At 67.5% G+C, this 25,286-nt stretch carries 21 protein-coding genes; 8 read left to right on the top strand and 13 right to left on the bottom strand.

What is annotated here, in order from left to right; all coding sequences use genetic code 11:
- The first annotated feature begins 363 nt into the window (after positions 1 to 363).
- A complete protein-coding gene (locus C3Y15_RS20550) occupies positions 364 to 1,776 on the top strand; it encodes an 8-oxoguanine deaminase (RefSeq protein WP_034195415.1) in 1,413 nt (470 codons plus the stop codon).
- A gap of 63 nt (positions 1,777 to 1,839) precedes the next feature.
- Here C3Y15_RS20550 and C3Y15_RS20545 read toward each other — a convergent pair whose 3' ends face one another.
- Positions 1,840 to 2,769: a LysR substrate-binding domain-containing protein gene (locus C3Y15_RS20545; protein ID WP_011885102.1), complete on the bottom strand. Its 930-nt coding sequence runs from the start codon at positions 2,767 to 2,769 to the stop codon at positions 1,840 to 1,842.
- A 215-nt stretch (positions 2,770 to 2,984) separates the two neighbouring features.
- Positions 2,985 to 3,194 (bottom strand): dodecin, encoded by a 210-nt coding sequence (locus tag C3Y15_RS20540; RefSeq protein ID WP_006755984.1) that lies wholly within the window; start codon positions 3,192 to 3,194, stop codon positions 2,985 to 2,987.
- Between the two features lie 133 nt (positions 3,195 to 3,327).
- Between C3Y15_RS20540 and C3Y15_RS20535 the strand changes: the two genes are divergently transcribed.
- Positions 3,328 to 4,221, top strand: a complete 894-nt coding sequence (locus C3Y15_RS20535; protein ID WP_124259633.1) for an NAD(P)-dependent oxidoreductase — start codon at positions 3,328 to 3,330, stop codon at positions 4,219 to 4,221.
- A 74-nt stretch (positions 4,222 to 4,295) separates the two neighbouring features.
- On the opposite strand, the gene C3Y15_RS20530 is transcribed toward C3Y15_RS20535, so the two are convergent.
- The 4 genes from C3Y15_RS20530 to C3Y15_RS20515 form a co-directional block, all read right to left on the bottom strand.
- Positions 4,296 to 4,742: a hypothetical protein gene (locus tag C3Y15_RS20530; RefSeq protein ID WP_014723190.1), complete on the bottom strand. Its 447-nt coding sequence runs from the start codon at positions 4,740 to 4,742 to the stop codon at positions 4,296 to 4,298.
- 342 nt (positions 4,743 to 5,084) lie between these two features.
- Entirely contained in the window at positions 5,085 to 5,516 is a 432-nt protein-coding gene (gene mscL, locus C3Y15_RS20525) for a large conductance mechanosensitive channel protein MscL (protein WP_011885098.1), read from the bottom strand.
- Between the two features lie 224 nt (positions 5,517 to 5,740).
- Positions 5,741 to 6,913, bottom strand: coding sequence for a tetratricopeptide repeat protein (locus C3Y15_RS20520; protein WP_043291709.1), 1,173 nt, complete (start codon positions 6,911 to 6,913; stop codon positions 5,741 to 5,743).
- 75 nt (positions 6,914 to 6,988) lie between these two features.
- Positions 6,989 to 7,669: a PspA/IM30 family protein gene (locus C3Y15_RS20515; RefSeq protein ID WP_011885096.1), complete on the bottom strand. Its 681-nt coding sequence runs from the start codon at positions 7,667 to 7,669 to the stop codon at positions 6,989 to 6,991.
- A 438-nt stretch (positions 7,670 to 8,107) separates the two neighbouring features.
- Here C3Y15_RS20515 and C3Y15_RS20510 point away from each other — a divergent pair, with 438 nt between their 5' ends.
- Entirely contained in the window at positions 8,108 to 10,633 is a 2,526-nt protein-coding gene (locus tag C3Y15_RS20510) for a penicillin-binding protein 1A (RefSeq protein ID WP_124259634.1), read from the top strand.
- A 402-nt stretch (positions 10,634 to 11,035) separates the two neighbouring features.
- Here C3Y15_RS20510 and C3Y15_RS20500 read toward each other — a convergent pair whose 3' ends face one another.
- The 3 genes from C3Y15_RS20500 to mfd all read right to left on the bottom strand — a co-directional run bounded on the left by C3Y15_RS20500 (position 11,036) and on the right by mfd (position 16,906).
- Entirely contained in the window at positions 11,036 to 12,055 is a 1,020-nt protein-coding gene (locus tag C3Y15_RS20500; protein WP_069224236.1) for a threonine/serine dehydratase, read from the bottom strand.
- A gap of 56 nt (positions 12,056 to 12,111) precedes the next feature.
- A complete protein-coding gene (gene argE / locus C3Y15_RS20495) occupies positions 12,112 to 13,332 on the bottom strand; it encodes an acetylornithine deacetylase (RefSeq protein WP_011885093.1) in 1,221 nt (406 codons plus the stop codon).
- A gap of 118 nt (positions 13,333 to 13,450) precedes the next feature.
- Positions 13,451 to 16,906, bottom strand: a complete 3,456-nt coding sequence (mfd, locus tag C3Y15_RS20490) for a transcription-repair coupling factor (protein WP_011885092.1) — start codon at positions 16,904 to 16,906, stop codon at positions 13,451 to 13,453.
- Positions 16,907 to 17,014: 108 nt separating this feature from the next.
- On the opposite strand from mfd, the gene ispD reads away from it, so the two are divergent.
- On the top strand, positions 17,015 to 17,725 hold the full coding sequence (gene ispD / locus C3Y15_RS20485; protein WP_011885091.1) for a 2-C-methyl-D-erythritol 4-phosphate cytidylyltransferase: 711 nt from the start codon (positions 17,015 to 17,017) through the stop codon (positions 17,723 to 17,725).
- 28 nt (positions 17,726 to 17,753) lie between these two features.
- Positions 17,754 to 18,230 (top strand): 2-C-methyl-D-erythritol 2,4-cyclodiphosphate synthase, encoded by a 477-nt coding sequence (gene ispF, locus C3Y15_RS20480; RefSeq protein ID WP_011885090.1) that lies wholly within the window; start codon positions 17,754 to 17,756, stop codon positions 18,228 to 18,230.
- A 132-nt stretch (positions 18,231 to 18,362) separates the two neighbouring features.
- Here ispF and C3Y15_RS20475 read toward each other — a convergent pair whose 3' ends face one another.
- The 4 genes from C3Y15_RS20475 to ompR all read right to left on the bottom strand — a co-directional run bounded on the left by C3Y15_RS20475 (position 18,363) and on the right by ompR (position 21,832).
- The gene (locus C3Y15_RS20475; protein WP_011885089.1) at positions 18,363 to 18,890 is read right to left on the bottom strand and encodes a carboxymuconolactone decarboxylase family protein; all 528 of its coding nucleotides are present in this window, start codon (positions 18,888 to 18,890) and stop codon (positions 18,363 to 18,365) included.
- 76 nt (positions 18,891 to 18,966) lie between these two features.
- Complete coding sequence (locus C3Y15_RS20470) at positions 18,967 to 19,515, bottom strand: peroxiredoxin (protein WP_045578995.1); 549 nt, start codon at positions 19,513 to 19,515, stop codon at positions 18,967 to 18,969.
- 189 nt (positions 19,516 to 19,704) lie between these two features.
- Positions 19,705 to 21,066, bottom strand: a complete 1,362-nt coding sequence (locus C3Y15_RS20465; RefSeq protein WP_045578996.1) for an ATP-binding protein — start codon at positions 21,064 to 21,066, stop codon at positions 19,705 to 19,707.
- Between the two features lie 40 nt (positions 21,067 to 21,106).
- Positions 21,107 to 21,832 (bottom strand): two-component system response regulator OmpR, encoded by a 726-nt coding sequence (ompR, locus tag C3Y15_RS20460; RefSeq protein WP_004199523.1) that lies wholly within the window; start codon positions 21,830 to 21,832, stop codon positions 21,107 to 21,109.
- 266 nt (positions 21,833 to 22,098) lie between these two features.
- Here ompR and C3Y15_RS20450 point away from each other — a divergent pair, with 266 nt between their 5' ends.
- The 3 genes from C3Y15_RS20450 (at position 22,099) to C3Y15_RS20440 (ending at position 25,276) form a co-directional block, all read left to right on the top strand.
- Positions 22,099 to 22,377: a hypothetical protein gene (locus C3Y15_RS20450; RefSeq protein WP_014723178.1), complete on the top strand. Its 279-nt coding sequence runs from the start codon at positions 22,099 to 22,101 to the stop codon at positions 22,375 to 22,377.
- Between the two features lie 120 nt (positions 22,378 to 22,497).
- Positions 22,498 to 24,000 (top strand): DUF1800 domain-containing protein, encoded by a 1,503-nt coding sequence (locus tag C3Y15_RS20445; RefSeq protein WP_046426944.1) that lies wholly within the window; start codon positions 22,498 to 22,500, stop codon positions 23,998 to 24,000.
- A gap of 67 nt (positions 24,001 to 24,067) precedes the next feature.
- On the top strand, positions 24,068 to 25,276 hold the full coding sequence (locus tag C3Y15_RS20440) for a DUF1501 domain-containing protein (RefSeq protein ID WP_034195334.1): 1,209 nt from the start codon (positions 24,068 to 24,070) through the stop codon (positions 25,274 to 25,276).
- The last annotated feature ends 10 nt before the right edge of the window (positions 25,277 to 25,286 follow it).

The raw sequence follows: 25,286 nt of genomic DNA, 5'->3' as shown, positions 1-25,286 counted from the left end.
CGTGCAGGCATTGTAAGAAGGTTCCCGCGCAAATACGGACGCGATATCAAAGATAATGCGCCGCGCATGAACGGCTGTCGACGGCCGTCCATGCGTGGCCGGGGCGCGTGTGCGCTGCGTCCGATCGCGCTGCGCCGCGTACCATATCGAAACCGTGAAGCGCAGTATTCGGTTTCGCGCATTGTGCGCGGCGCGCGCTTGCGCGATGCTGCCGCGCGTACCCCGAAGACGGCATGCATGCCGGGTAACCGGGCCAGCGCGTTCGAACGGACGCAGGCACCGGTGCGTGCCGCGCAGCAGCGTTCGAACGGCCTTCAGCGTCTGCGGGAGCGGCTCCCGCAGACGGAACGACGCGGAGAACGCATGAACCTCGAGCAGCACGCCGGCGCACGCGCGCCACAGCCATCCTCATCCCGCCCGACGACCTTGCTGGTCAAGCACGCCGACGTGCTCGTGACCATGGACGACACGCGCCGCGAGCTGCGTGACGCCGGGCTTTACATCGAGGGCAACCGGATCGTCGCCGTCGGGCCGAGCGCCGAGCTGCCCGACACCGCCGACGAAGTGCTCGACCTGCGCGGCCATCTGGTGATCCCGGGGCTCGTGAACACGCATCACCACATGTACCAGAGCCTCACGCGCGCGGTGCCGGCCGCGCAGAACGCCGAGCTGTTCGGCTGGCTCACGAGCCTGTACCGGATCTGGGCGCATCTGACGCCGGAGATGATCGAGGTGTCGACGCTCACCGCGATGGCCGAGCTGCTGCAGTCGGGCTGCACGACGTCGAGCGATCATCTGTACATCTATCCGAACGGCAGCCGGCTCGACGACAGCATCGGCGCCGCGCAACGCATCGGCATGCGCTTTCACGCGAGCCGCGGCGCGATGAGCGTCGGTCAGCGCGACGGCGGGCTGCCGCCCGATTCGGTCGTCGAGCGCGAGCCGGACATCCTGCGCGACACGCAGCGGCTGATCGACGCCTATCACGACGAAGGACGTTACGCGATGTTGCGCGTGGTCGTCGCGCCGTGCTCGCCGTTCTCGGTGAGCCGCGGCCTGATGCGCGACGCGGCGGTGCTCGCGCGCGAGCGCGGCGTGTCATTGCACACGCATCTGGCGGAGAACGTCAACGACATCGCGTACAGCCGCGAAAAATTCGGCATGACGCCCGCCGAATATGCGGAAGATCTCGGTTGGGTCGGTCACGACGTCTGGCATGCGCACTGCGTGCAGCTCGACGATGCGGGCATCGGCCTGTTCGCGCGCACCGGCACCGGCGTCGCGCACTGCCCGTGCTCGAACATGCGCCTCGCATCGGGCATCGCGCCGATCGGGAAGATGCGGGCGGCGGGCGTGCCGGTCGGGCTCGGCGTCGACGGGTCGGCGTCGAACGACGGCGCGCAGATGGTCGCGGAAGTGCGGCAGGCGCTGCTGCTGCAGCGGGTCGGCTTCGGGCCCGACGCGATGACCGCGCGCGACGCGCTCGAGATCGCGACGCTCGGCGGCGCGAAGGTGCTCAATCGTGACGATATCGGCGCGTTGAAGCCCGGCATGGCCGCCGACTTCGCCGCGTTCGACCTGCGCCAGCCGCTCTTTGCCGGTGCGTTGCACGACCCGGTCGCGGCGCTCGTGTTCTGCGCGCCGTCGCAGGCGGCCTATACGGTGGTGAACGGCAAGGTGGTGGTGCGGGAAGGGCGGCTCGCGACGCTCGATCTGCCGCCGGTCATCGAGCGCCACAATGCGCTTGCGCAGGCGCTCGTGGAAGCGTCGCGCTGACGCGGCGCGCGGAAACATGCGCGGCCGGCGTTGCGTCTTCCGGCCGTGCCCCGCCCGCTACGCTTACGCCTCGATCAATGTGCGCGTCGCTTCGGCAACCAGGCTGCGCAGCCAGCGCACTTCGTCCGAGTAATGGCAGCGTTCGTGCCACAGCTGGTAGTACTGCATCGGCGGAAAGTCGAGCGGGGCCGGCACGACCGACAGCGGCAGGAACTTCGCGTAATGGTCGGCGAACAGGCGCGTCGTCGTGAAGATCAGGTCGGACTTCACGAGCACATACGGCGCGAGGTTGAAGTACGGCAGCGTGACGACCACGTGGCGCTTGAGCCGTTCGCGCGCGAGATGCACGTCGATCGCGCCGCGCTGGCCGACCGAATACGGCGTCGGCGCGAGGTGCGGCGCGTTCAGGTACTGATCGAGCGTAAGCCCGCCGCGTTTCGCGAACGGATGCGTGTTGCTCATCAGGCAAACGATTTCGTCGACGAACAGGTTGGACAAATGCAGCTGCTCGGGCGGCTCGGGCCAGTTGCCGACGACGATGTCGAGCTTGCCGTCTTCGAGTGCCAGTTCGTAGTCGAACGCGGGGCCGAGCGAGTGGAATTCGAGCGTCGCATTCGGCGCGGCCTGACGGAAGCGTTCGACCACCGTCGGCACGAACAGCACGTTCAGATAGTCGGGACAGCCGATCCGGTAGCAGCGGATCGACGTGGCCGGGTCGAAGCTGTGCTGCTGAAACTTGATGCGCTCGATCTCGCGCAGCGCGTTCTGTACCGGCTCGAGCAGGCGCAGCCCGTATTCGGTCGGCACCATGCCGGACTTGCCGCGCACGAGCAGCGGGTCGCCGGTGATGTCGCGCAGGCGGCGTAGCGCGGCACTGATCGCCGGTTGCGACTGGTTCAGTTTGACGGCCGCGCGCGTGACGCTGCGCTCCATCAACAAGGTGTGCAAGACGCGCAAGAGGTACGTGTCGATCGCCTCGCGTTGCTGACTCATGGTATCTCCGTTTATATGTCCAGGCTGATCGAGGGGGAGGTGGGGTATATCGTTTTTAATATGGAAGAAAATCAGCGTCAAGCGATGGATACCCGCGGCCGCGAGCCGGACGGGCCTCGCGCGAAGGGCGGTACACGGGCGCGAAGACCCACGCGGACGCGCGTTGCACGCATCCGCGGGCTCCGCGCGCCGGGCTTCCGGGCGCGTTCGGCGCGTCAGTCGTCGATGCGCATGCCGACTTTCAGCGTGACCTGCCAGTGGATCACCTGATCGCCTTCGATGTGTCCGCGCGTTTCGGTGACCTGAAACCAGTGCAGGTTGTGCAGCGTCTTGCCGGCTTTCGAGATCGCGTTGCGGATCGCGTCGTCGCACGATTGCCGCGACGATCCGGTCAGTTCGATCAGCTTGTACACGTGGTCGCTCATGATGGGCTCCGTGAAATGTCGGTATGTGCGGGTGCAAGAGGCGGGCCCGACGCGCGGCCGCGCGCACCAGGCCTGTTTGAGTGATAGGTATGATGGGCGGCAACTGCAACCTTGATTGGAGGCGACGAATATCGTGGAAGTCGGATTTTGCGGACCGGGATTGATGGGCGCGCCGATGATTCGGCATTTGCTGGCGGCGGGGCACCGCGTCGGCGTATGGAACCGCACGCGCGCGAAGGCGGAGGCGCTCGAGCAGGACGGCGCGCGGGTGGTCGACACGCCGCGTGAACTGGCCGAGCAGGTCGATACGGTGTTCGTCTGCGTGCTCGACGGCCGCGCGGTCGGCGACGTCGTGTTCGGCGCGCACGGGTTGCTCGCCGGCGACGCGAACGCGCGCCGCGTGCAACGCATCGTCGATCACTCGAGCATCGCGCCTGCCGCGACGCGCGATTACGCGGCGCGTGCGGCGGCGCTCGGCGTCGGCTGGATCGACGCGCCGGTATCGGGCGGCGTGCCGGGCGCGCAGGCCGGCACGCTCGCGGTGATGGCCGGCGGCAACGCTGCGGACCTCGAGGCGGTGCGGCCGCTGATCGACCGCTACGCGTCGCGCATCACGCATATGGGCGACGCGGGCGCGGGACAGACGGCGAAGCTGTGCAACCAGGCGATCGTCACCGCGACGGTCACCGCGATCGCCGAAGCCGTGGGCCTCGCGCAGGCGAGCGGCATCGACGCCGCGCGTCTGGCCGACGCGCTGGCGGGCGGCTGGGCAGATTCGGTACTGCTGCAGACCTTCGTGCCGCGGATGACGTCAGGCGGTCATCCGTCGATCGGTGCGCTGAGCACGTTTCAGAAGGATGTCGATGCAATCGCGGACGCGGCCCGCGACACGGGCGCGGTGATGCCCGTAGCGGCGACGGTGCAGCAGGTGTTGCGGCTGGGCGCCGCGCAGGGCCTTGCCGGCGCGGATTTCGCCGCGTTCATCGACATCCTGCGGCCCGGCAACGGACGGGGCGCCGCGACATGAGCGCGGCGCAGCCGGAATGGTACGCGTGAATGGCAGATGGGCCGCCCTCGGGCGGCCCATCTTGCTGTGTCGGTTCAGCCGAGCGAGCGCGGCGTCGTGTCGCCAGCGTTCTGGCGTCCGAGCCCGCCGCGCAGGCTCGCCTTCGTGCCCGCACCAAACTCGGGCAGGATGCGCGTACGGGCGCGGCTCGCGAACACGAGGAAGCCGAAGCCGTTTGCCTCGTACCAATAGCCGCCGTTCTCGAGACCGTCGAGCGGCTGTTCGAGTGCGTTGGCGATCGATTCGATGCAGCGCTTGCGGAGTTCGGCAATGGCCGGATAGGGCGGGTGTGCGCCGCGCACGCTGCACAGGAGCACGTCGAGGCCGGGCAGCACGTGGGCATAGAGGACGGGCTCGTCCTGCGCACGGGCGCGGGCAATCTTGGTGTCGAGTTGCGCGAACGGCTTCGAATGGCGCAATACCGCGAGGAACGACTCGTGGCCATCCTGTTGCGCGCGTCGACGTTTTTTCGGGAAGGACATAAACACTCGCCTCAAAAACAATTGCAAGAAATGCGGCACTTTCATGCGACCCACTCCCGGCTATGTACGCCGCATGTCGATCCTTTATAGCACACGAAAATGCTGCATTCGTGAGGTACGACGATCAATGTCTCCCGTCGACCCGCTTGCCACGATGATCGACACAGCCAGCGTCTTGGCGCCCGTACTGTCGTTTAGTCTCCATCATAGACCTGCTTTTCGCGCGCGTGCATTCGCGCGTCACAAAAAAGTGCGAGGCGTGCCGCGCCGATGAAAAAGGCCCGCACGTGGCGGGCCTGGCAGATACGGCATGACGCGGCGTGAGCCGGCGTGGTGCGGCGCTCAGCGCTGCTTCAGCGAATCGCGGATCTCGCGCAGCAGCAGCACGTCTTCGGGCGTCGCGGCCGGAGCGGCTTCGGCGGGCTTGCGCAGCTTGTTGATGAACTTCACCATCAGGAAAATGATGAATGCAAGGATCACGAAATTGATCGCCACGGTGATGAACGAGCCGTAGCCGAATGCGGCGACGCCTGCGGCCTGCAGGTCCTTGAACGAATCGGGATTACCCTTGAACGACGGCGGGATGGTGCCGAGCAGAATGAATTTGTTCGAGAAATCCAGACCGCCGGTCAGCACGCCGATCACCGGCATGATGAGGTCCTTCACGACCGAGTCGACGATCTTCGAGAACGCGCCGCCGATGATCACGCCGACGGCGAGATCCATCACGTTGCCTTTGACGGCGAACTCCTTGAATTCCTTGATTATGCTCATGAGCGGCTTTCTCCTGGTTGGGGCGGGGACAGGCGTGCCGCGACGCGCAGGGCTGCGAAGCGTCTGATCGGTGGGGTATCGGAGGCACGCCGATGGCCGCATGATAGCGAACGTGCCCCATTGTCGGTAGCCCATCTTGAGATGATTAACAAATCGATGGGCGCGCGCACTTCGATGCGGGAAGGCGCGCAGGCGGGCGTCGTGCGAGGTGTCGACGGGAACGCTCAGCTGTTGTCGTCGGTCCAGCCGTCGTCGTTGCCGCCGAGATCGACACCGCCGCCGTTGCCGTCGCTCCAGTCGGTGTTGTCGCCGCGGCCGAGGTCGAAGCCCGCATCGTTGTTGTCGGGGCGGCGGCGCTGATCGTCGACGATCACGTCGCGCTCGACCACGCGTTCGCGTCCGCCGGACATCGCTTCGCCGAGCAGCACGCCGGTCAGCAGCCCGCCCATGCCGCCGCCGAAACCGCCGCCTTGCTGCACCACGACGGGCGGCTGCTGGGGCGGGTACGGTTGCTGCGGGTATGGTTGTTGCTGATACGGCTGGCCCTGCATGCCGGTCACGCGATCGGCTTCCTGCGCATATACGGAGCCGCTGCCGTTCGCGGGCGCGGCCGGCGGCGCGCTCGGATCGGGACGGCCTTCGACGCGAGCCTTCACGCTCGCATGCCGCTGTTCGAGTTCGTCGATCCGATAGGGCGGCACCGGGCTCTTGCCGCTCGACAGCGCTTCGACCAGTGCGCGCGCATCGGTTTCGATGCCTTCGAGCTCGCCGGTGAGCGCGGCGGCGCCGGGCGCCGTCGACAGCTTCGCGTCGAGTTTCAGCGGACGGATGTCGTTCAGCACGTCGGTGGCGCGCTTCAGCTGCGTGCGCCGTTCGTCGTCGGCGCGGCTGTCGCCCGCGGAGCGCGCGCGGCGCAGCGTCCAGCGCAGCACCAGCGCAATGATCGCGACGAGCAGGCCCAGCACGATCCACATGCCGGCGGACGGCCCGTGTTTCGCGGGCGGCGCGATCGGCGCGACCGAGGGCTGCAACGAGCCGGCTTGCGGCGCGGCAGGCGCAGTTGCGCGCGTACGTCCGGCATCCGCACGGATGCGCGCTTCGGTTTGCGCGAAGCGCGACGCGTCGGTGAAGCGCAGTTGCGGATCGAGCGTCCTGGCCTGCTGCAGCTGGGCGAGCGCGTCGGACGCGCGGCCTTCGCGGTCGAGCACCTGCGCGTACAGATAGCGCGCGTGCGCGTTGTTCGGATGGGCGTCGATGACTTGCGACAACTGCGTGTCGGCGCGTTGCCAGTCGCGCTGGGCGATCGACTGCTCGACTTGTTGCAGCGACGGGACCGCAAACGCGGCGGACGACAGCAGCATCAGCGAGAGGCCGAGTGCGGCGAGGGATTTCTTCATGATCGAACCGGGCATGCTTGCCCGCCTCCTGGATCGGTGCGCGCCGCGGACGCTCGGCCCGCGGCGCGCGTGCCGTTACTGCGCGGGCGTGTCGAGCTGCTTCTTCAGCGCTGCGAGGCGGTCTTCGACCGACGGGCCCTTGTTCAATGCAGCGAGCTTGTCGTCGAGCGCCTTGCCGCTCGACGTGTCGGCCGAGTTCAGGCGTGCGTCCGAACGCGCATTCTGCAGCGCGACCTTGTCCTCGAGCTTCTGGAAGTCTTCCGACAGGTTCTTGCCGCCGATGCCGCCCAGGGCGCTCGCCGCGACATCCTTCGCCTGCGCGATTTCCTGCTTTGCCTGCAGGATGTTCGAGCGGGCGTTCAGATCGTTGCGGCGCGCCCGCATGTCGGCGATCTGCCCCTTCAGCTTGTCGACCGACGGTTCGAGCGTGGTCAGCTCGGCCGCGAGCGCGTCGCGCTCGGCTTCCGCGTTCGCCTGCGCGGCGAGCGCCTCGCGCGCGAGCGCTTCGTCGCCGGCCTGCAGCGCACGCTTCGCGCCGTCCTCGTACTTCTTCACCTTGTCGTCGGCCGCATCGCGCTTGCTGCGCTGGGTCGCGACCTGTGCCTCGATTTCGATCAGCGAATTCTCGGCACGGCCGATGCTGTCGTCGAGCTCCCGCACGATCTGCCGTGCGTCGCGCGACGGATCCTGTACCGAATCGGCCGCGTCGTTCAGCAGGCCCTTGATCGTGCGCGAAACAGAGTCGAAAAGCGACATGAAATCCTCCGTGGTTTGAAAGGTGCCGCGTGAGCGGCAACGCCCGTCGCGAATCGGTTCCGACCCGCGTGAGCCGGCGGATATTACACCGCCGCCCGCTTAAATACGGCTTAAGTGCGCGAGTTCAAGCGCTGCGGGTCGCGTCGATTCGATGCTTTCGCGATTGAAAGCAACGGCGCGGCGCGCAGCGCGCTGCGCGACCATGATAGGCGCAGCCCGGGACGAATACGTTCCGCAATTCGCAGCAGTGCGGGAATTTTTACAAAAAATCGCGAAGTCAACCGGTCGATTTCATTAAAATGCGCTGTCACGTCGCGGGAACGGATCGCTGCGCCACGCGGTCTGTCGACGTGACAGTGCCACGATGCACCCACTCTGATTCATCCGCTTGCCTATCCGCATGCGTCCGAGGGCGCCACGTTCGCCCGCCATTCCGACATGCCAATCATCAAACGACCGTCTTCCTCCTCCGATCGGAAAGAACCTCACTACTCGCTGCGCCGTTCGCCGTCGGGAGCCTATTACCCCGATGACGACGAGCCCGACGACGCCCGTCGCGCATCGCGCCGCGGCGGCGGCCGCGACGGCGACGGGCGTCGCTCGTTCGGCTCGCGCGTCGCGCTGTGGTTCGTCGGCCTGTTCGCGACGCTCGCGATCGTCGGCGCGCTGATCGTCGGCTATGCGCTGGTCGTGATGGCGCCGCAGCTGCCGTCGCTCGACGCGCTGACCAACTACCAGCCGAAGGTGCCGCTGCGCGTGTATTCCGCCGATCACGTGCTGCTCGGCGAGTTCGGCGAGGAGCGCCGCAGTCTCGTGCGCTTCCAGGACATCCCCGACGTGATGAAGAAGGCGGTGCTCGCGATCGAGGACTACCGCTTCTACGAACACGGCGGCGTCGATTTCCTCGGCATCCTGCGCGCGGGCGTGGCCGACCTGCTGCACGGCGGCGCGCGCCAGGGCGCGAGCACGATCACGATGCAGGTCGCGCGCAACTTCTTCCTGTCGAGCGAGAAGACCTACACGCGCAAGATCTACGAGATGCTGCTCGCGTACAAGATCGAGCGCGCGCTGACGAAGGACCAGATCCTCGAGCTGTACATGAACCAGATCTATCTGGGCCAGCGCTCGTACGGTTTCGCGGCTGCCGCGCGCGTGTACTTCGGCAAGGACCTGAAGGACATCACGCTCGCCGAGGCGGCGATGCTCGCAGGGCTGCCGAAGGCGCCGTCCGCGTACAACCCGGTCGTCAATCCGAAGCGCGCGAAGGTGCGTCAGGAATACATCCTCAAGCGCATGCTCGAAATCGGCTACATCACGCAGCCGCAGTACGACCAGGCCGTGAAGGAGGAGATCCACGTGCGCACGCCGGGCAACCAGTACGCGGTGCACGGCGAATACGTCGCCGAGATGGTGCGGCAGATGATGTACGAGCAGTACAAGGATGAAACCTATACGCGCGGGCTGACCGTCACCACGACGATCAACGCGGCCGATCAGGAAGCGGCCTATCAGGCCGTGCGGCGCGGCATTCTCGACTACGAGCGCCGCCACGGCTATCGCGGGCCGGAAGGGGCGATCAATCTGCCGGCCGCCGGCGACGACCGCGACGAGGCGGTCGACGACGCGCTCGCCGATCACCCCGACAACGGCGATCTGCAATCGGCCGTGGTGCTGTCGGCATCGCCGAATGCGGTCGACGTGCAGTTCGTCGGCGGCGCGACCACGACGATCGGCCCGGCCGGCCTGCGCTTCGTGTCCGCTGCGCTGAGCCCGCGCGCGAACGCGACGCTGCGGATCAAGCCGGGCTCGATCGTGCGCGTGCTGAAGGACGGCAAGACGGGCTGGCAGGTCGTGCAGCTGCCGCAGGTCGAAGGCGCGCTCGTCGCGATCGCGCCGCAGGACGGTGCGATCCGTTCGCTGGTCGGCGGCTTCGACTTCAACAAGAGCAAGTTCAACCACGTGACGCAGGCGTGGCGCCAGCCGGGCTCGTCGTTCAAGCCGTTCATTTATTCGGCATCGCTCGACAAGGGCATGGGGCCGGCGACGATCATCAACGATGCGCCGCTGTACTTCCCGCCGAGCGTGCCGGGCGGCACCGCGTGGGAGCCGAAGGACGACGATCAGCCGGACGGCCCGATGTCGATGCGCACCGCGCTGCAGCGCTCGAAGAACCTCGTGTCGATCCGCATCCTCGCGTCGATCGGCACGCAGTACGCGCAGCAGTACGTGACGCAGCGCTTCGGCTTCGATCCGGCGAAGACGCCGCCGTACCTGCCGATGGCGCTCGGCGCCGGGCTCGTCACGCCGTTGCAGCTCGCGACCGGCTACGCCGTGTTCGCGAACGGCGGCTACAAGGTCGATCCGTATCTGATCGCCGAAGTCGACGACGCGCGCGGCCAGCCGCTGCAGAAGTCGCAGCCGGCGGTCGCGGGCAGCACGGCGCCGCGCACGATCGAAGGCCGCAACGCGTACGTGATGAACAGCCTGCTGCATTCGGTCGCGACGGCCGGCACCGGCGCGGGCACCAACGCGCTCGGCCGGAGCGACCTGCAGGGCAAGACGGGTACGACCAACGATGCGAAGGACGGCTGGTTCGCCGGCTATCAACAGTCGCTCGTCGCGGTCGCGTGGATGGGCTTCGATCAGCCGAAGAGCCTCGGCAGCCGCGAATTCGGCGCGCAGCTCGCGTTGCCGATCTGGGTGAACTACATGCGCACCGCGCTGAACGGCGTGCCCGAGCAGCAGATGCCGATGCCCGACGGGCTGACGACGATCGACGGCGAGCTGTATTACGCCGACCGCACGCCGGGCAACGGCTTCGTGGCAAGCGTCGACATCAACCCGGCCGAGAACGCGATCAGCGCGAACGACGCACTCGGCTCGGCCGGCGCGGCCGGGCTCGCGCCGCCGCCCGTCACGCAGCAGGAGAAGCAGCAGATCATGGACATGTTCGAAAGCAAGTAAGAGGAACACAGACATGTCGACTGCAACGGGCGCCTTCGGGCGCCCGTTTCGTTTGCGTGCGGCCGCGCGTCGACGTCGATCGCGAACCCGAGCAGACCGGCGGTCGGGTGCCGGCGCGACGCGCACGCCGATGGTTCGATGGTTCGTGTGAGGAATCGCCCGCGCTACGCGTGGCGGATCGCCGCGGTGCAGCGGACGGCGATGATCGGGATCACGAAGGGTCGGGTGCGGCGCGCAAAGCGCCGATGGATCGCGTTCGCCGGCCGCATCTGCCTATTTTGCGTCCGGCCCCGTGCGAGCACGTAAAACGCTGCGCGCTCAACCACTTGCGGAGAGGTGCGGCGGGTTATCAACAGGGCTGTCAACAAAAACTGGGGATAACCCTGAGCGTCGCGAGCGGGTTCAGCGCTGCAGCTGCGCGTGCGCGAGATGCATGCCGAGCGTGGCCGGATCGGTGTTCGTGCCCGGCAGCAGCACGCCGACCCGCTTGCCCTGCAGCGTTTCGCGCAGCGGGCCGAGCAGCCCCGCGAGCGCGGCCGCGCACGCGGGCTCGACCGCCAGCTTCAGATGCGAGAACAGGAACAGCATCGCCGCGCGCAGCGCGTCGTCCGACACGGTGACGATCCGGTCGACGTGACGCCGGCACAGCTGATAGCTGTATTCCTCGGTGTGCGGCGCCATCAGCGAATCGGCGATGCTCTGCATCGCGCCCATCTTGATCGTGTGGTTCGCCGCGAAGCTGCGGCACATCGCGTCGGCGCCTTCGGGCTCGACGCCGTACACGTGCACGCGCGGATTCGCGAGGCGCAATGCGGTGGCCATGCCGGCCGCGAGGCCGCCGCCGCCGATCGGCACGATCACCGCATCGAGGTCGGGCGTCTGCGTCGCCCATTCGTAGCCGAGCGTCGCCGTGCCGAGAATCGTGCGATAGCCGTTGAACGGATGGATGAAGAAGCGGCCTTCCTCGGCCTCGACGCGCCGCACGAGGTCGAATGCCTGCGACGCGCTGCCGGCCAGCACGACTTCCGCGCGATACGCGCGGCACTGCGCGATGCGCGCCGGGCTCGCGGTATGGGGCATCACGACCTTGGCGCTGCTGCCGAGCCGCATCGCCGCAAATGCGACGGCCGCCGCATGATTGCCGGCCGACACGCAGGTGACGCCGGCGTTCTTGCGCGCTTCGTCGAGCGCGAGCACGTGCGTGAACGCGCCGCGCGCCTTGAAGCTGCCGCTCGCCTGCAGCAGCTCGAACTTGAAGTTGACGTGCGTACCTTCGAGCGTCGGCAGATCGGCGCGTTCGAATACCGGCGTGCGCGCGACCCAGGGCGACAACGCGAAATGCTGCGCGGCGATTTCGTCGAGCGTCGGAATCGGCTCGCCGTCGATCGTCGTGTGGGCCGGGCCCGTTGATTCAGTCGACATGACGTGGCGGATGGGGAGAGTGGGGCCGGCCCGCATGCGCAGGCCGGCGCGGGCGGTCAGTGCGCGTCGACCGACATGCTGCGGATGAACTTGCGCAGGAACTGCTCGCACGCGGCGAGCTGCGCGAGCTCGACGTATTCGTTCGGCTTGTGCGCCTGCTCGATGTTGCCGGGCCCGCACACGATGCTCGGAATGCCCGCGCGTTCGAACAGGCCGGCCTCGGTGCCGTACGCGACCTTGCGCTTGTCCTGATCGGCCGTGAGCGCGCGCACGAGCTGCGTGATCGCGGCCTGCTCGGTCGCGTCGAGGCCCGGCGCGGCGGCGATCTTCGAGAACTCGATGGCGGCGTTCGGATGCTCGCGGCGCATCTGCGGCAGCAGCGTTTCCTGCGCATACGCTTCGATGCGCGCGAAGATCTGCTCGGGATCGAGCGTCGGCAGGTTGCGGAACTCGAAGTCGAACCGGCATTCGGCCGGCACCGTGTTGATCGCGTTGCCGCCCTGGATCGTGCTCGTCTGCGCGGTCGTGAACGGCACGTCGTACAGCGCGTCGAACGGCCCTTCGGCGCGGAAGCGCTCCGCGAGGTCGCGGATGTGGCAGATCAGGCGCGCCGCGTACTCGATCGCGTTCAGCCCCTTCGGCGTCAGCGACGAGTGCGCCGCATGGCCGCGCACGCAGCAACGGTATGCGTTGATGCCCTTGTGCGCGATGATCGGGCGCATGCTGGTCGGCTCGCCGACGATGCAGCCCGACGGCTTCACGCCGCGCTTGACCAGATCGGCGATCAACAGCGGCGCGCCGGCGCAGCCGATTTCCTCGTCGTAGGACAGCGCGAAGTGGATCGGCTTCGCGAGCCTGGCTGCCTGCATCTCGGGCAGCAGCGCGAGCGCCGCGCCGATGAAGCCCTTCATGTCGCAAGTGCCGCGGCCGTACAGGCGGCCGTCGCGCAGCTGCGGCGCGAACGGGTCGCTGTCCCACTGCTGGCCGTCGACCGGCACGACGTCGGTGTGACCCGACAGCACGATGCCGCCATCGGTCGAGCCGTCGTGCGCGGGCACCGTGGCGAACAGATTCGCCCAGCCGTCGCGCGCGTCGTGCGTGAGCGTCGACTCGATGCCGCTCGCGGCGAGCGCGTCGCGCACCGTTTCGATCAGGCCGAGGTTCGGCACGCGGCTCGTCGTGTCCATCGACACCAGCCGCTCGATCCACGGCAGGCTGACGAGCGACGCGTCGGGTTGATCGGCGGCGGAAGGTGCCGGCGCGTCGAGGATGGACATGGCAAAACTCCGTCTGAGGAATGAGAAAATCATACTCAAAAACGCGTCGCGCCGCCTTTGCCGCACGCGATGCGGCGCAGCATCGCGTGCGTGGTGCCTGGTGCGTGCGTGCCGCCGCTCAGCGTGCGGCGCTCGGCGCGAGCGCGCGCAGCGTCTCCTTGATCGTCGACACGCGGATCGCCAGATCCGGCGAGCGCGTCTCGATGCGCAGCTTGTCCTGCCCGGCGAGCTTGATGTGCCGATGCTTCTGCACCATCTCGATGATGCGCATCGGATCTATCGGCGGGTTCGGCTCGAACTGCAGCCCGATCGCGACCTCGCTCGCGTCGATCTTGACGATGCCGAGCGGCTTCGCGGCGAGCCGCAGCCGGTGCGTCTCGACGAGCGCCTGCGCCTGCGGCGGCAGCTTGCCGAAGCGGTCGATCAGCTCTTCCTGGATGCCGTCGATCGCATCGCCGTGCTCGCAATTCGCCAGCCGCTTGTAGAGCGACAAGCGCTCCTGCACGTCCGCGCAGTAGTCGGCCGGCAGGATCGCGGGCGCATGCAGGTTGATCTCGGTCGTCGCGGCGAGCGGGGCGGTGAGGTCCGGCTCCTTGCCGTTCTTCAGCGCCTTCACCGCGTCGTTCAGCATGTCGGTGTACAGCTGGAAGCCGATCTCGTGGATCTCGCCCGACTGCTTGTCGCCGAGCACCTCGCCGGTGCCGCGGATCTCGAGGTCGTGCATCGCCAGATAGAAGCCCGAGCCGAGCTCCTCCATCTGCTGGATCGCCTCGAGCCGGCGCTGCGCCTGCTTGGTCAGCGACTGCGGATCGTGCACCAGCAGGTACGCATAAGCCTGGTGGTGCGAGCGGCCGACGCGGCCGCGCAGCTGGTGAAGCTGCGCGAGGCCGAACTTGTCGGCGCGGTGCATGATGATTGTGTTCGCGCTCGGCACGTCGATGCCGGTCTCGATGATCGTCGTGCAGAGCAGGACGTTCGCGCGCTGCGCGACGAAATCGCGCATCACGCGCTCGAGCTCGCGCTCGTGCATCTGGCCGTGGGCGATCACGATGCGCGCCTCCGGTACCAGCGCCTCGAGCATCGCCTTGCGGTTCTCGATCGTCTCGACCTCGTTGTGCAGGAAGTACACCTGGCCGCCGCGCTTCAGTTCGCGCAGCATCGCCTCGCGGATCACGCTTTCTTCCTCGCGCCGCACGAAGGTCTTGATCGCGAGCCGCTTCTGCGGCGCGGTCGCGATCACCGAGAAGTCGCGCAGTCCTTCGAGCGCCATGCCGAGCGTGCGCGGGATCGGCGTCGCGGTGAGCGTCAGCACGTCGACCTCCGCGCGCAGCGCCTTCAGCGCTTCCTTCTGACGTACGCCGAAGCGATGCTCCTCGTCGATGATCACGAGGCCCAGGCGCTTGAACTGCACGTCGGACGACAGCAGCTTGTGCGTGCCGATCACGATGTCGACGCTGCCTTCGTTGATCTGCGCGATCGCCGCATTGACTTCCTTCGCGGTCTTGAAGCGCGACAGCTCGACGATGCGCACCGGCCAGTCGGCGAAGCGGTCGGCGAAGGTCTGCGTGTGCTGCTCGGCGAGCAGCGTGGTCGGCGACAGCAGCGCGACCTGCTTGCCGCCCATCACCGCGATGAACGCCGCGCGCAGCGCGACCTCGGTCTTGCCGAAGCCGACGTCGCCGCACACGAGGCGGTCCATCGGCTTGCCGCTCGTCATGTCGCCGATCACGGCGGCGATCGCGGCGGCCTGGTCGGGCGTCTCCTCGAAACCGAAGCTCTCCGCGAACTTCACGTAGTCGCGCGGATCGAGCGCGAACGCGTGGCCTTCGCGCGCGGCGCGGCGCGCGTACAGGTTCAGCAGCTCGGCGGCCGTGTCGCGGATCTGCTGCGCGGCCTTGCGCTTCGCGCGTTCCCACTGGCCCGAACCGAGCGCGTGCAGCGGTGCGCTGTCGGGATCGGCGCCGCTGTAGCGCGAGATCACGTGCAGTTGCGCGACCGGCACGTAGAGCTTGCTGTCGCCCGCGTATTCGAGATGCAGGAATTCCGTCTCGCCTTCGCCGAGATCCATCGACACGAGGCCCATGTAGCGGCCGATCCCGTGTTGCGCATGGACGACCGGATCGCCGACCTTTAGCTCCGACAGGTCGCGCACCATCGCGTCGACGTTGCTCGCCTGTTCCTGGCGCCGGCGCCCCGCGCGGCGGCCGAGCGCGCCGTACAGCTCGGTTTCGGTGACGATCGCGTAGCCTTCGGCCGGCACCGCGAAGCCGCTGGCGAGCGGCGCGACGCCGAGCGCGAACGGCGCGTCGCTGTCGAGCCAGCCCGCGAAGTGGTCGTTCGACGTGGGGCGCAGCCGATGCTCGGCGAGCAGTTGCAGGATCGTTTCGCGGCGGCCGGCCGATTCGACCGTCAGCAGCACGCGCTTGCCCGACGACTCGACGAACGTGCGCAGCGCGGCGAGCGGATCGTCGGCATGGCGGTCGACCGTCAGCTCGGGCAGCGCCGTCGCCCAGCCGCCGGCCGGCTGCGCGGGCAGCACGACGCGCGCGAACGGTTTTGCGAACGCGAAGAAATCCTCGTCCGACAGGAACAGCCGCTGCGGCTCGAGGATCGGCCGTTCGCGATCGTGCGCGAGGAACGCGTGGCGTTGCTTCGTATCGGCGGTGAAGCGGCGGATCGACGCCTCGAGGTCGCCGGTGAACACCAGATGCGCGGCCTGCGGCAGGTAGTGAAACAGCGTGGCCGTCTCGTCGAAGAACAGCGGCAGGTAATACTCGATGCCGGCCGACGGGACGCCGTTGCCGATGTCCTTGTAGATCGGCGCGCGGCTCGGATCGCCTTCGAAGGTCTCGCGCCAGCGGCTGCGGAACGCCGTGCGTGCGGCCTCGTCGAACGGAAATTCGCGGCCGGGCAGCAGGCGCACGTCGCGCACCGGGTACAGGCTGCGCTGCGTATCGGGATCGAACGCGCGGATCGAGTCGACCTGATCGTCGAACAGGTCGATCCGGTACGGCAGCGGCGAGCCCATCGGATACAGGTCGATCAGCGAGCCGCGCACGCAGTATTCGCCGGGCCGCACGACCTGGCTCACGTGCTCGTAGCCGGCGAGCGTCAGCTGCGCTTTCAGCTTCGCCTCGTCGAGCCGCTCGCCCTGCGCGAACGCGAACGTGTAGGCGGCCATGAACGACGCGGGCGGCATCCGGTACAGCGCGGTGGTCGCGGGCACCAGCAGGATGTCGCAGCGGCCCTCGCCGAGGTCGTGCAGCGTCGCGAGCCGCTCGGAGACGAGATCCTGGTGCGGCGAGAACGTGTCGTACGGCAGCGTCTCCCAGTCCGGCAGCAGGCGTACGCGCGCATCCGGCGAGAAGTAGCGCAGCTCCTGCGACAGCCGCTGTGCGTCGACCGCATTCGCGCAGATCACCGCGAGGAGCGGGACCGCGTCGCGGTTCTCGGCAAGATAGCGGGCGATGGCGAGTGCGTCTGCGGAGCCGTGCGCGCCGTCGAAGATGAAGCGCTGGCCCGGTTTGACGCGGGCGACGGGCGAGGCGAACGGGTTGGTAGCGGTGTCTGGCATAGGGACGGCAGGGGTGGCGGGCACGGGCGCAGCGCGGTGCGCCGGTCGAGACGAAAGACCTATTATAAAATCCGCTTCTCGATTTCACCTTTCCGGCGTTCTCCGTTCGTGACACCCCGACTTTTTGCCCTGATTCCCTGCGCCGGCACGGGCAGCCGCTCCGGTTCGGCCGTGCCGAAGCAATACCGCACGCTGGCCGGTCGCGCGCTTCTCCATTACACGCTCGCCGCGTTCGACGCCTGCAGCGAGTTCGCCCAGACGCTCGTCGTGCTCGCGCCCGACGATACCCATTTCGACGCACGCCGCTTCGCGGGCCTGCGCTTCGCGGTGCGCCGCTGCGGCGGCGGCTCGCGTCAGGCGTCGGTACTCAACGGGCTGCTCGGGCTCGCCGAGTTCGGCGCGACCGACCAGGACTGGGTGCTCGTGCACGACGCCGCGCGCCCCGGCATCACGCCGACGCTGATCCGCACGCTGGTCGCGACGCTGAAGGACGATCCGGTGGGCGGCATCCTCGCGCTGCCGGTCGCCGATACGCTCAAGCGCGTGCCGACGGGCGGCGACGCGATCGCGCGCACCGAGTCGCGCGACGCGCTGTGGCAGGCGCAGACGCCGCAGATGTTTCGCATCGGCATGCTGCGCGACGCCATCCTGCGCGCGCAGCGCGAAGGGCACGACCTGACCGACGAGGCGAGCGCGATCGAATGGGCGGGCCATACGCCGCGCGTCGTGCAGGGCAGCCTGCGCAACTTCAAGGTCACGTACCCGGAAGACTTCGCGCTCGCGGAAGCGATTCTCGCGGCTCCCGCGCACGCCTCCTGACTTTCACTTCATCTCAACCGGAACACGCATGGATTTCAGAATCGGACAAGGCTACGACGTGCATCAGCTCGTCCCGGGGCGCCCGCTCATCATCGGCGGCGTGACGATTCCGTACGAGCGCGGGCTGCTCGGCCACTCGGATGCGGACGTGCTGCTGCACGCGATCACCGATGCGCTGTTCGGCGCGGCGGCGCTCGGCGACATCGGCCGCCATTTCTCCGACACCGACGCCGCCTTCAAGGGCGCGGACAGCCGCGTGCTGCTGCGCGAATGCGCGGCGCGCGTGAAGGCGGCCGGCTTCACGATCCAGAACGTCGACAGCACCGTGATCGCGCAGGCGCCGAAGCTCGCGCCGCACATCGACGGAATGCGCGCGAACATCGCGGCCGACCTCGGCTTGCCGCTCGAGCGCGTGAACGTGAAGGCGAAGACCAACGAGAAGCTCGGCTATCTCGGCCGCGGCGACGGCATCGAGGCGCAGGCGGCCGCGCTGCTGGTGAAGTAGCGGTTGCGCGTGCGCGTCGCAGGCCGGTTCGATCCGGCGTGCGGCGTGCAGCGTGTGCCGCCCGAATGACAAATGCCACGCTGATGCGTGGCATTTGTCGTTTTGCGGGGCGGGCCGTTGCGGCCCGCGCGCTTATGCGCCTTCGGCGGCGATCACCTGCGCGGCGGCGTTGATCACCGACGCGATGCGGCCGACGTCGCGCAGCTGCGTCGTCGTCATGCCTTGCTCGTTCTTCAGCAGCGCATAGTGCGACTGCACGCAGAAGTGGCACTTGCCGACGATCGACGCGGCGAGCGCATACATCTCGAAGCGCCGCTTGTCGACGCCGCCATGCGACGCATACGCGCCCATCCGCAGCTCGGCGCGCTGCGTCTTCAGGTCGGCGTCGTCTGCCATCTCGACATACGGATACCAGGTGTTGTTCATCCCCATCAGCGCGGCCGCGGTCAGCGCCGCGTTCGTCTCTTCGGGCGACAGCACGCCGGCTTCGCGGATCGTCTTGACGAGCACCGTGCTCTTCGCCGCGAACGCCGCCGCCAGCGCGACGCCGACCGCATCGTTGCCTTCCAGCGACGAGCGCGAGATCGTGCCGTCGAGGTTCAGGCGAATGTCCTTCGCGTAGTCGGGGATGCGCGCCTTAATCGAGTCGATGAATTCCATTGATATCTCCTATGGGTTGGCCGTTAAAAAAGCCCGCAGGCAGCACGTGCGCCGCGGGCTTCGAGCATCGATGCGCTTACAGCGTTGCGCCGCCGACTGCGCGGTTGCACGGGCACAGTTCGTCCGTTTGCAGGCCGTCCAGAATGCGCAAGACTTCTTCCGGGTTGCGGCCGACGTTCAGGTTGTTCACCGACACGTGCTGGATCGTGTTGTCCGGATCGACGATGAACGTGGCGCGCAGTGCGACGCCGGCTTCCTTGTCGCGCACGCCGAGCTGGTCGATCAGTTCGCCCTTGACGTCGCCGAACGAGTAGTGGTTCAGCTTGTCGAGATCCTTGTGCTCACGGCGCCATGCGAGCTTGACGAATTCGTTGTCCGAGCTGCCGCCGAGCAGCACGGCGTCGCGTTCTTCGAACTGCTTCGCCAGCTTCGCGAATTCGACGATTTCCGTCGGGCACACGAACGTGAAGTCCTTCGGATAGAAGTAGATGATCTTCCACTTGCCCGGGAACGACGTTTCGGTGACGGTTTCGAACGCCGACTGGCCGTTTTCCTCATGATTGTTGAAGCCCGGCTTCGCGGCTACGACGGTGAAAGCTTCGAGTTTATCGCCCACGGTTTTCATGCGGATACTCCTGTATGTGTTGGGAAGAAGACTGAGTCAAGCTACCTCGGTGCTGCAACGTCGTTGTGACAGCATAGGGCAGACTATAGCACTATTAATAAAGCCATTCAATAGATTTTGACTAACAAACGCCATAGTTTTTTTCAACTGCGGCGATAGTGTGGCGCGCACGAAACGTGCGTACACGCGTCATGCGGTCGCGCGTGCCTTGCCGGCGGCGGGGAATTCGAGCGAGACCTCGAGGCCTGCCTCGGGGCTGCGGTTGCGCAGCCGCAGCGCGCCGCGATAGCGGCCGACCAGCCGCAGCACGATCGCCATCCCGAGCCCCGTGCCGTCCGCCTTGGTGCGCGCGGTGTCGACGCGGTAGAACGGGCGCATCACGAGCGGCAGCTGGTCTTCCGGGATGCCCGGGCCTTCGTCGCTCACCGACAGCTCGACGCGCGTATGCGTGACGCGCGTTTCGAGCGTGATGCGCGAGATGCCGTCGTCGCGGCTCTGGCCGTATTTGCGCGCGTTCTCGACGAGGTTGCCGATCACGCGGCGCATGTCGGTTTCGTCGGCTTCGATCACGGCGCTCGGCGCGAGCCGCGTGCGGATCTGGACGCCGTCCTCGTTGGACACGCGCGCGGCGACCTCATGCGCGATCGACGACAGGTCCACCGGCTCCGGCTTGCGCTGGGCCGGGCGCGCATAGTCGATGAAGGCCGCGATGATGCGGTCCATCTGCTCGATGTCGTCGACCATCGCGTCCTTGGTCGCCTGATCGGACGGGCTCATCTCGGTTTCGAGCCGCAGCCGCGCGAGCGGCGTGCGCAGGTCGTGCGAGATGCCCGCGAGCATCAGCGCGCGGTCTGCCTCGAGCTGTTCGAGGTCGCGCACCATCTGGTTGAAGCTGCGGTTCGTGTCGGCCGCGACGCCCATCCCGCGCTCGGGCAGCGGCTCTGGCGCCTGGCCCGAGCCGACCTGACGCGCGGCGAGCGCGAGCCGCGAGAACGGCCGGTTCACGAGGCTCGTGATGAAGGCCGAGCCGAACAGCGACAGCGCCAGCGCGAACAGGCCCCAGCCGGCCCACTGCAGGCCGGTCACGTTGTCGAGCTGATCGCGATCGAGTGCGACCCAGTAGTCGTCGTCGTCGATCTTGAAGCTGATCCACACGCCGGGAATGTCGTTGACCGACTGCGCGATCACGGTGTCGTCGCCGAGGCGGCTACGGATGTCGTGTTCGATCAGCCGGTTCAGCGATTCGTCGGGCTGCAGCTTGAACTTGTCGGTCTTTTCGCGCGGATAGACGCGCACGCCCTCGTTGCTCTCGAGGTCCTGCAGCAGCGCACGCCGCAAGTCGGGATCGGAATAGAGCAGGGCGGTGCGCGTGAGCTTCACGACCGCGACGAGCTGGAGCGCGACGCGCTGCGCGCGCGGCTCCCGCTCGATCACGCGAAAGCTCTGGAACCACGCGGCGAGGCTGACCGAGATCAGCAGCGCGATCAGCAGGAAGGTGCGCCAGAACAGCCCGCCGAACGCGAGCTGCAGGAGGCGCCGGTCGATACGCATGGGACGGGCCGTAGGCGGGGCGAAACCGGAAGAAAGGCGATCAGGCCGCGCCGTCGGGGATGAACACGTAGCCGAGGCCCCAGACGGTCTGGATGAAACGCGGGCTGCCCGGGTCCGGCTCGATCAGCTTGCGCAGGCGCGAGATCTGCACGTCGAGGCTGCGATCGAAGACTTCGTATTCACGGCCGCGCGCGAGTTCCATCAGCTTCTCGCGCGACAGCGGCTGGCGCGGATGGCGCGCGAACACCTTCAGCACCGAGAACTCGCCGGTCGTGAGCGGGATCTCCTGGCCGGACTTCGTCAGCGTGCGCGTTGCGAGGTTCAGCGAGAACTCGCCGAACTCGAACACCTCGGTGGTTTCCGACGGCGCGCCCGGCAACTCGGCCGGCGCCTGACGGCGCAGCACCGCGTGAATGCGCGCGACGAGCTCGCGCGGGTTGAACGGCTTCGGCAGGTAATCGTCGGCGCCCATCTCGAGCCCGACGATGCGATCGACGTCTTCGCCCTTCGCGGTGAGCATGATGATCGGCGTGCGATCGTTGCTGCCGCGCAGCCGGCGGCAGATCGACAGGCCGTCTTCGCCGGGCAGCATCAGGTCGAGCACGAGCAGATCGAAACGTTCGCGCACCCAGAGCTTGTTCATCGCCGTCGCGTTCTCAGCGACGTATACGTTGAAACCCTGCTCGCCGAGATAGCGGCGCAGCAGATCGCGCAGGCGCGGGTCGTCGTCGACGACGAGAATCTTGGAGGGGTTTTTCGTTTCCATGAGCGGCATCTTATCGCGAATGGGAAATGACGCACGCTTGCGTATTTTCGCGCGTTACAGTCGGTTACAAAATTTACCCGTAGTGTCGCACGGAGTAAAGGCAGGCTATAGAGATTCCTTTACTCGAAGCCGAAATTCGGTAGATACTCCCCTGCACTCCATCTTTCATCTTTGTACGCCCGAATTCGCAGGGTTTTTCAAGTACCAGAGGTAACCGGTTGCCGCGTGACGAAGCGAACAAATCGACCAAAGAAGCGAGGACGGTCATGCGATCTGCCCGGATTGCACTGATGCTGACGATCGCGCTCGCCGGTCCATATGCGTCGAACGTCGCGTATGCGCAGCGCCCCGAGCAGGGCGCATCGTCGCGCAAGCTGTCGCGGGGCAAAGCGACGCAGTCCGACCACGCGGCCGATTCCGCCGGCCGTTCCGCCGTGCCTCCCGATCTCGAACAGCGCCGCCGCGACGGGCACATGACGCCCGAGGAGCGCCACCTGTTGCGCCAGCACATCGAGGACGCCGTCCGCGAGTTGTACAAGCGCTGATCCGCGCATGCGTTGCGCGGTCACGGAAAGATTCCGTAGCAATTTCCCCGTCAACGTGCGCGTCGGTGCTGCCGTTGTACCGGCATCCGCACCGCCGGTGCGCTCCGGGAGCCCCCGACGATGAAAGCGAACGCTGCCGCACCGACATCGCCTGCGATGCAGGCGCCGCTCGACGCCGACGATGCGCTGTTCTTCTTGAGCCGTACCGGCTTTTCCCCCGCACCCGCCGACGTCGCACGCCTCGTCGGCATGACGCGCGCGCAAGCCGTCGCCGACACGCTCGGCAACGTGCGCCGCGACCCCGTGACGACCTGGCCCGACTGGCTCGCCGAGCCGCCGCCGACACGCGCGCAGCGTCAGGCACTGACGCCCGAGCTGCGGCGCGACGAGCAGCGCGAACGCAACCGCCGCTACGATGCGCTGCGCGCGGTGTGGGTCAACGAGATGGTCGCGACGCCGTCGCCGCTCACCGAACGCATGACGCTGTTCTGGCATGGCCACTTCACGTCGGGGCAGGACAAGGTCCCGTATCCGCAGACGATGGCCACGCAGAATGCGCTGTTTCGCCGCGAGGCGCTCGGCAATTTCGGCACGCTGCTGCATGCGGTCGCGAAGGACCCGGCGATGCTGCAGTATCTCGACGGCGCGAGCAACCGCAAGGGGCGCCCGAACGAGAATTTCGCGCGCGAGGTAATGGAGCTGTTCACGCTCGGCGAAGGCCGCTACACGCAGCACGACGTGACCGAAGCCGCGCGTGCGCTGACCGGCTGGAGCGTCGATCCCGATACGCTCGGCTTCGTGGTGCGGCCGGACTGGCACGATACGGGCGAGAAGACGATCCTCGGCGAGACCGGCGCGTTCGACGGCGACGCGTTTCTCGACATCCTGCTGGCGCGTCCTGGCACCGCGCGCTTCATCGCGGGCAAGCTGTGGCGCGAGTTCGTATCCGATACGCCCGATGCGGCCGCGCTCGACGGCGTGGCCGAACGGTTTCGCGCGAGCGGCTACGAGATCCGTGCGGCGCTCGCCGCGCTATGGTCGACCGATGCGTTCTGGGATCCGCGCAATCGTGGCGTGCTCGTGAAGTCGCCGGTCGAGTTCGTCGTCGGGACGGTGCGGCTGTTCGACGTCGCGTACGGCGACCCGCAGATGCTTGCCAACACCGTGCGCACGCTCGGTCAGAACCTGTTCTATCCGCCCAACGTGAAGGGCTGGCCCGGTGGTGCGACGTGGATCAACAGCACCACGCTGCTCGCGCGCAAGCAGTTCGTCGAGCAACTGTTTCGCGCGACGGAGACGGCCGGCATGCGCGCGCCGGCGCACGCGATCGCGCAGGCATCGGCGGCGCGCGCCCATGCGCTGCAGCCGATCGATGCGGCGTCTGCCGCCGGCGGGATGCGTGCGGCGTCGGCGAAGCCCGCGCGCGGCGGCTTGCGGTTCGACCTCGAACGCTGGCTCGTGCAGTTTCGTGCGCGACCGCAGGCGATCGCCGGGCTGTCGACCGAACTGCAGTTGCAGCACGCGGTGCTGCAGCTTTCACCGGTCGCTGCGATCGACACGGACTCGACCGGTAGCGCGTATCTCGAGGCGCTGCTGATGGACCCGGCCTACCAACTGAAATGATTCAACCGACGATGAAGTGCAACGCCGGCGCGTCCAGAATGCGCGACGGCGAGCAAAAGGACGTGCGATGAACCGACGTGATTTTCTGACGCTGACCGGCGCCGCGGCTGCGGCCGGCGTGTCGCTGTGGCAAGTGCCTGCGCTGGCTGCGGCCGCGCCGGGGCGGCAGGGCGCGTATGCGAACGTGTTGATCCTCGTCGAGCTGAAGGGTGGCAACGACGGGCTGAACACGGTGGTGCCGTACGCGGACCCGCTCTACTACCAGTTTCGTCGCAGCATCGGCGTCAAGCGCGATCAGGCGCTGCAGCTCGATGCGCAGACGGGGCTGCATCCTGCGCTCGCGCCGCTGATGCCGCTGTGGCACGACGGGCAGCTCGCCATCGTGCAGGGCGTCGGTTATCCGCAGCCGAACCTGTCGCATTTCCGCTCGATCGAGATCTGGGATACCGCATCGCGCGCCGACCAGTATCTGCGCGAGGGCTGGCTCACCCGTACCTTCGCGCAGGCGCCGGTGCCGCCCGGGTTCGCAGCCGACGGCGTCGTGCTCGGCAGCGCGGAGATGGGGCCGCTCGCGAACGGCGCGCGTGCGATCGCGCTCGTCAATCCCGCGCAGTTCATCCGTGCGGCGCGGCTTGCCGAGCCGTCGTCGCTGCGCGAACAGAACCCGGCGCTCGCGCACATCATCGACGTCGAGAACGACATCGTGAAGGCCGCCGACCGGCTGCGCCCGCGCGGCGGGATGCGCGAGTTCCGGACCGCGTTTCCGGCCGGTGCGTTCGGCACGTCGGTGAAGACCGCGATGCAGGTGCTGGCCGCGTGCGAGGCATCGGGGCCGGGCGCGCAGGATGGCGTCGCGGTGTTGCGCCTGACGCTGAATGGCTTCGATACGCATCAGAACCAGCCGGGGCAGCACGCTGCGCTGCTCAAGCAGTTCGCGCAAGGGATGAGCGCGATGCGCGGCGCGTTGCTCGAGCTCGGACGTTGGAATCAGACCCTCGTGATGACGTATGCGGAATTCGGGCGGCGCGTGCGCGAGAACCAGAGCAACGGCACCGATCACGGCACGGCCGCGCCGCATTTCGTGATGGGCGGCCGCGTGGCGGGCGGGCTGTATGGGGCGCCGCCGGCGCTCGCGCGGCTCGACGGCAATGGCAACCTGCCGGTCGCGGTCGACTTCCGACAGCTTTACGCGACCGTGCTCGGACCGTGGTGGGGACTCGATGCGACGCGCGTGCTGCAGGCACGCTTCGACACGCTGCCGCTGCTGAAGGTGTAAGGCGGGCGGC

The organism is Burkholderia sp. B10 (assembly GCF_004368385.1).
GTDB lineage: Bacteria > Pseudomonadota > Gammaproteobacteria > Burkholderiales > Burkholderiaceae > Burkholderia > Burkholderia vietnamiensis.
The sequence above is the reverse complement of the archived record's forward strand: the minus strand, read 5'-3'. Positions and strand labels throughout refer to the sequence as shown.

What these genes read in the sequence shown, in the direction of transcription:
- ompR (WP_004199523.1), bottom strand. Translation starts at nt 21,832, where the DNA reads ATGGAAACGAAAAACCCCTCCAAGATTCTCGTCGTCGACGACGACCCG.
- C3Y15_RS20470 (WP_045578995.1), bottom strand. Translation starts at nt 19,515, where the DNA reads ATGAAAACCGTGGGCGATAAACTCGAAGCTTTCACCGTCGTAGCCGCG.
- C3Y15_RS20445 (WP_046426944.1), top strand. Translation starts at nt 22,498, where the DNA reads ATGAAAGCGAACGCTGCCGCACCGACATCGCCTGCGATGCAGGCGCCG.
- argE (WP_011885093.1), bottom strand. Translation starts at nt 13,332, where the DNA reads ATGTCCATCCTCGACGCGCCGGCACCTTCCGCCGCCGATCAACCCGAC.
- C3Y15_RS20520 (WP_043291709.1), bottom strand. Translation starts at nt 6,913, where the DNA reads ATGAAGAAATCCCTCGCCGCACTCGGCCTCTCGCTGATGCTGCTGTCG.
- C3Y15_RS20465 (WP_045578996.1), bottom strand. Translation starts at nt 21,066, where the DNA reads ATGCGTATCGACCGGCGCCTCCTGCAGCTCGCGTTCGGCGGGCTGTTC.
- mfd (WP_011885092.1), bottom strand. Translation starts at nt 16,906, where the DNA reads ATGCCAGACACCGCTACCAACCCGTTCGCCTCGCCCGTCGCCCGCGTC.
- C3Y15_RS20545 (WP_011885102.1), bottom strand. Translation starts at nt 2,769, where the DNA reads ATGAGTCAGCAACGCGAGGCGATCGACACGTACCTCTTGCGCGTCTTG.
- C3Y15_RS20515 (WP_011885096.1), bottom strand. Translation starts at nt 7,669, where the DNA reads ATGTCGCTTTTCGACTCTGTTTCGCGCACGATCAAGGGCCTGCTGAAC.
- C3Y15_RS20510 (WP_124259634.1), top strand. Translation starts at nt 8,108, where the DNA reads ATGCCAATCATCAAACGACCGTCTTCCTCCTCCGATCGGAAAGAACCT.
- C3Y15_RS20550 (WP_034195415.1), top strand. Translation starts at nt 364, where the DNA reads ATGAACCTCGAGCAGCACGCCGGCGCACGCGCGCCACAGCCATCCTCA.
- C3Y15_RS20450 (WP_014723178.1), top strand. Translation starts at nt 22,099, where the DNA reads ATGCGATCTGCCCGGATTGCACTGATGCTGACGATCGCGCTCGCCGGT.
- C3Y15_RS20475 (WP_011885089.1), bottom strand. Translation starts at nt 18,890, where the DNA reads ATGGAATTCATCGACTCGATTAAGGCGCGCATCCCCGACTACGCGAAG.
- C3Y15_RS20540 (WP_006755984.1), bottom strand. Translation starts at nt 3,194, where the DNA reads ATGAGCGACCACGTGTACAAGCTGATCGAACTGACCGGATCGTCGCGG.
- ispF (WP_011885090.1), top strand. Translation starts at nt 17,754, where the DNA reads ATGGATTTCAGAATCGGACAAGGCTACGACGTGCATCAGCTCGTCCCG.
- C3Y15_RS20440 (WP_034195334.1), top strand. Translation starts at nt 24,068, where the DNA reads ATGAACCGACGTGATTTTCTGACGCTGACCGGCGCCGCGGCTGCGGCC.
- mscL (WP_011885098.1), bottom strand. Translation starts at nt 5,516, where the DNA reads ATGAGCATAATCAAGGAATTCAAGGAGTTCGCCGTCAAAGGCAACGTG.
- C3Y15_RS20530 (WP_014723190.1), bottom strand. Translation starts at nt 4,742, where the DNA reads ATGTCCTTCCCGAAAAAACGTCGACGCGCGCAACAGGATGGCCACGAG.
- C3Y15_RS20500 (WP_069224236.1), bottom strand. Translation starts at nt 12,055, where the DNA reads ATGTCGACTGAATCAACGGGCCCGGCCCACACGACGATCGACGGCGAG.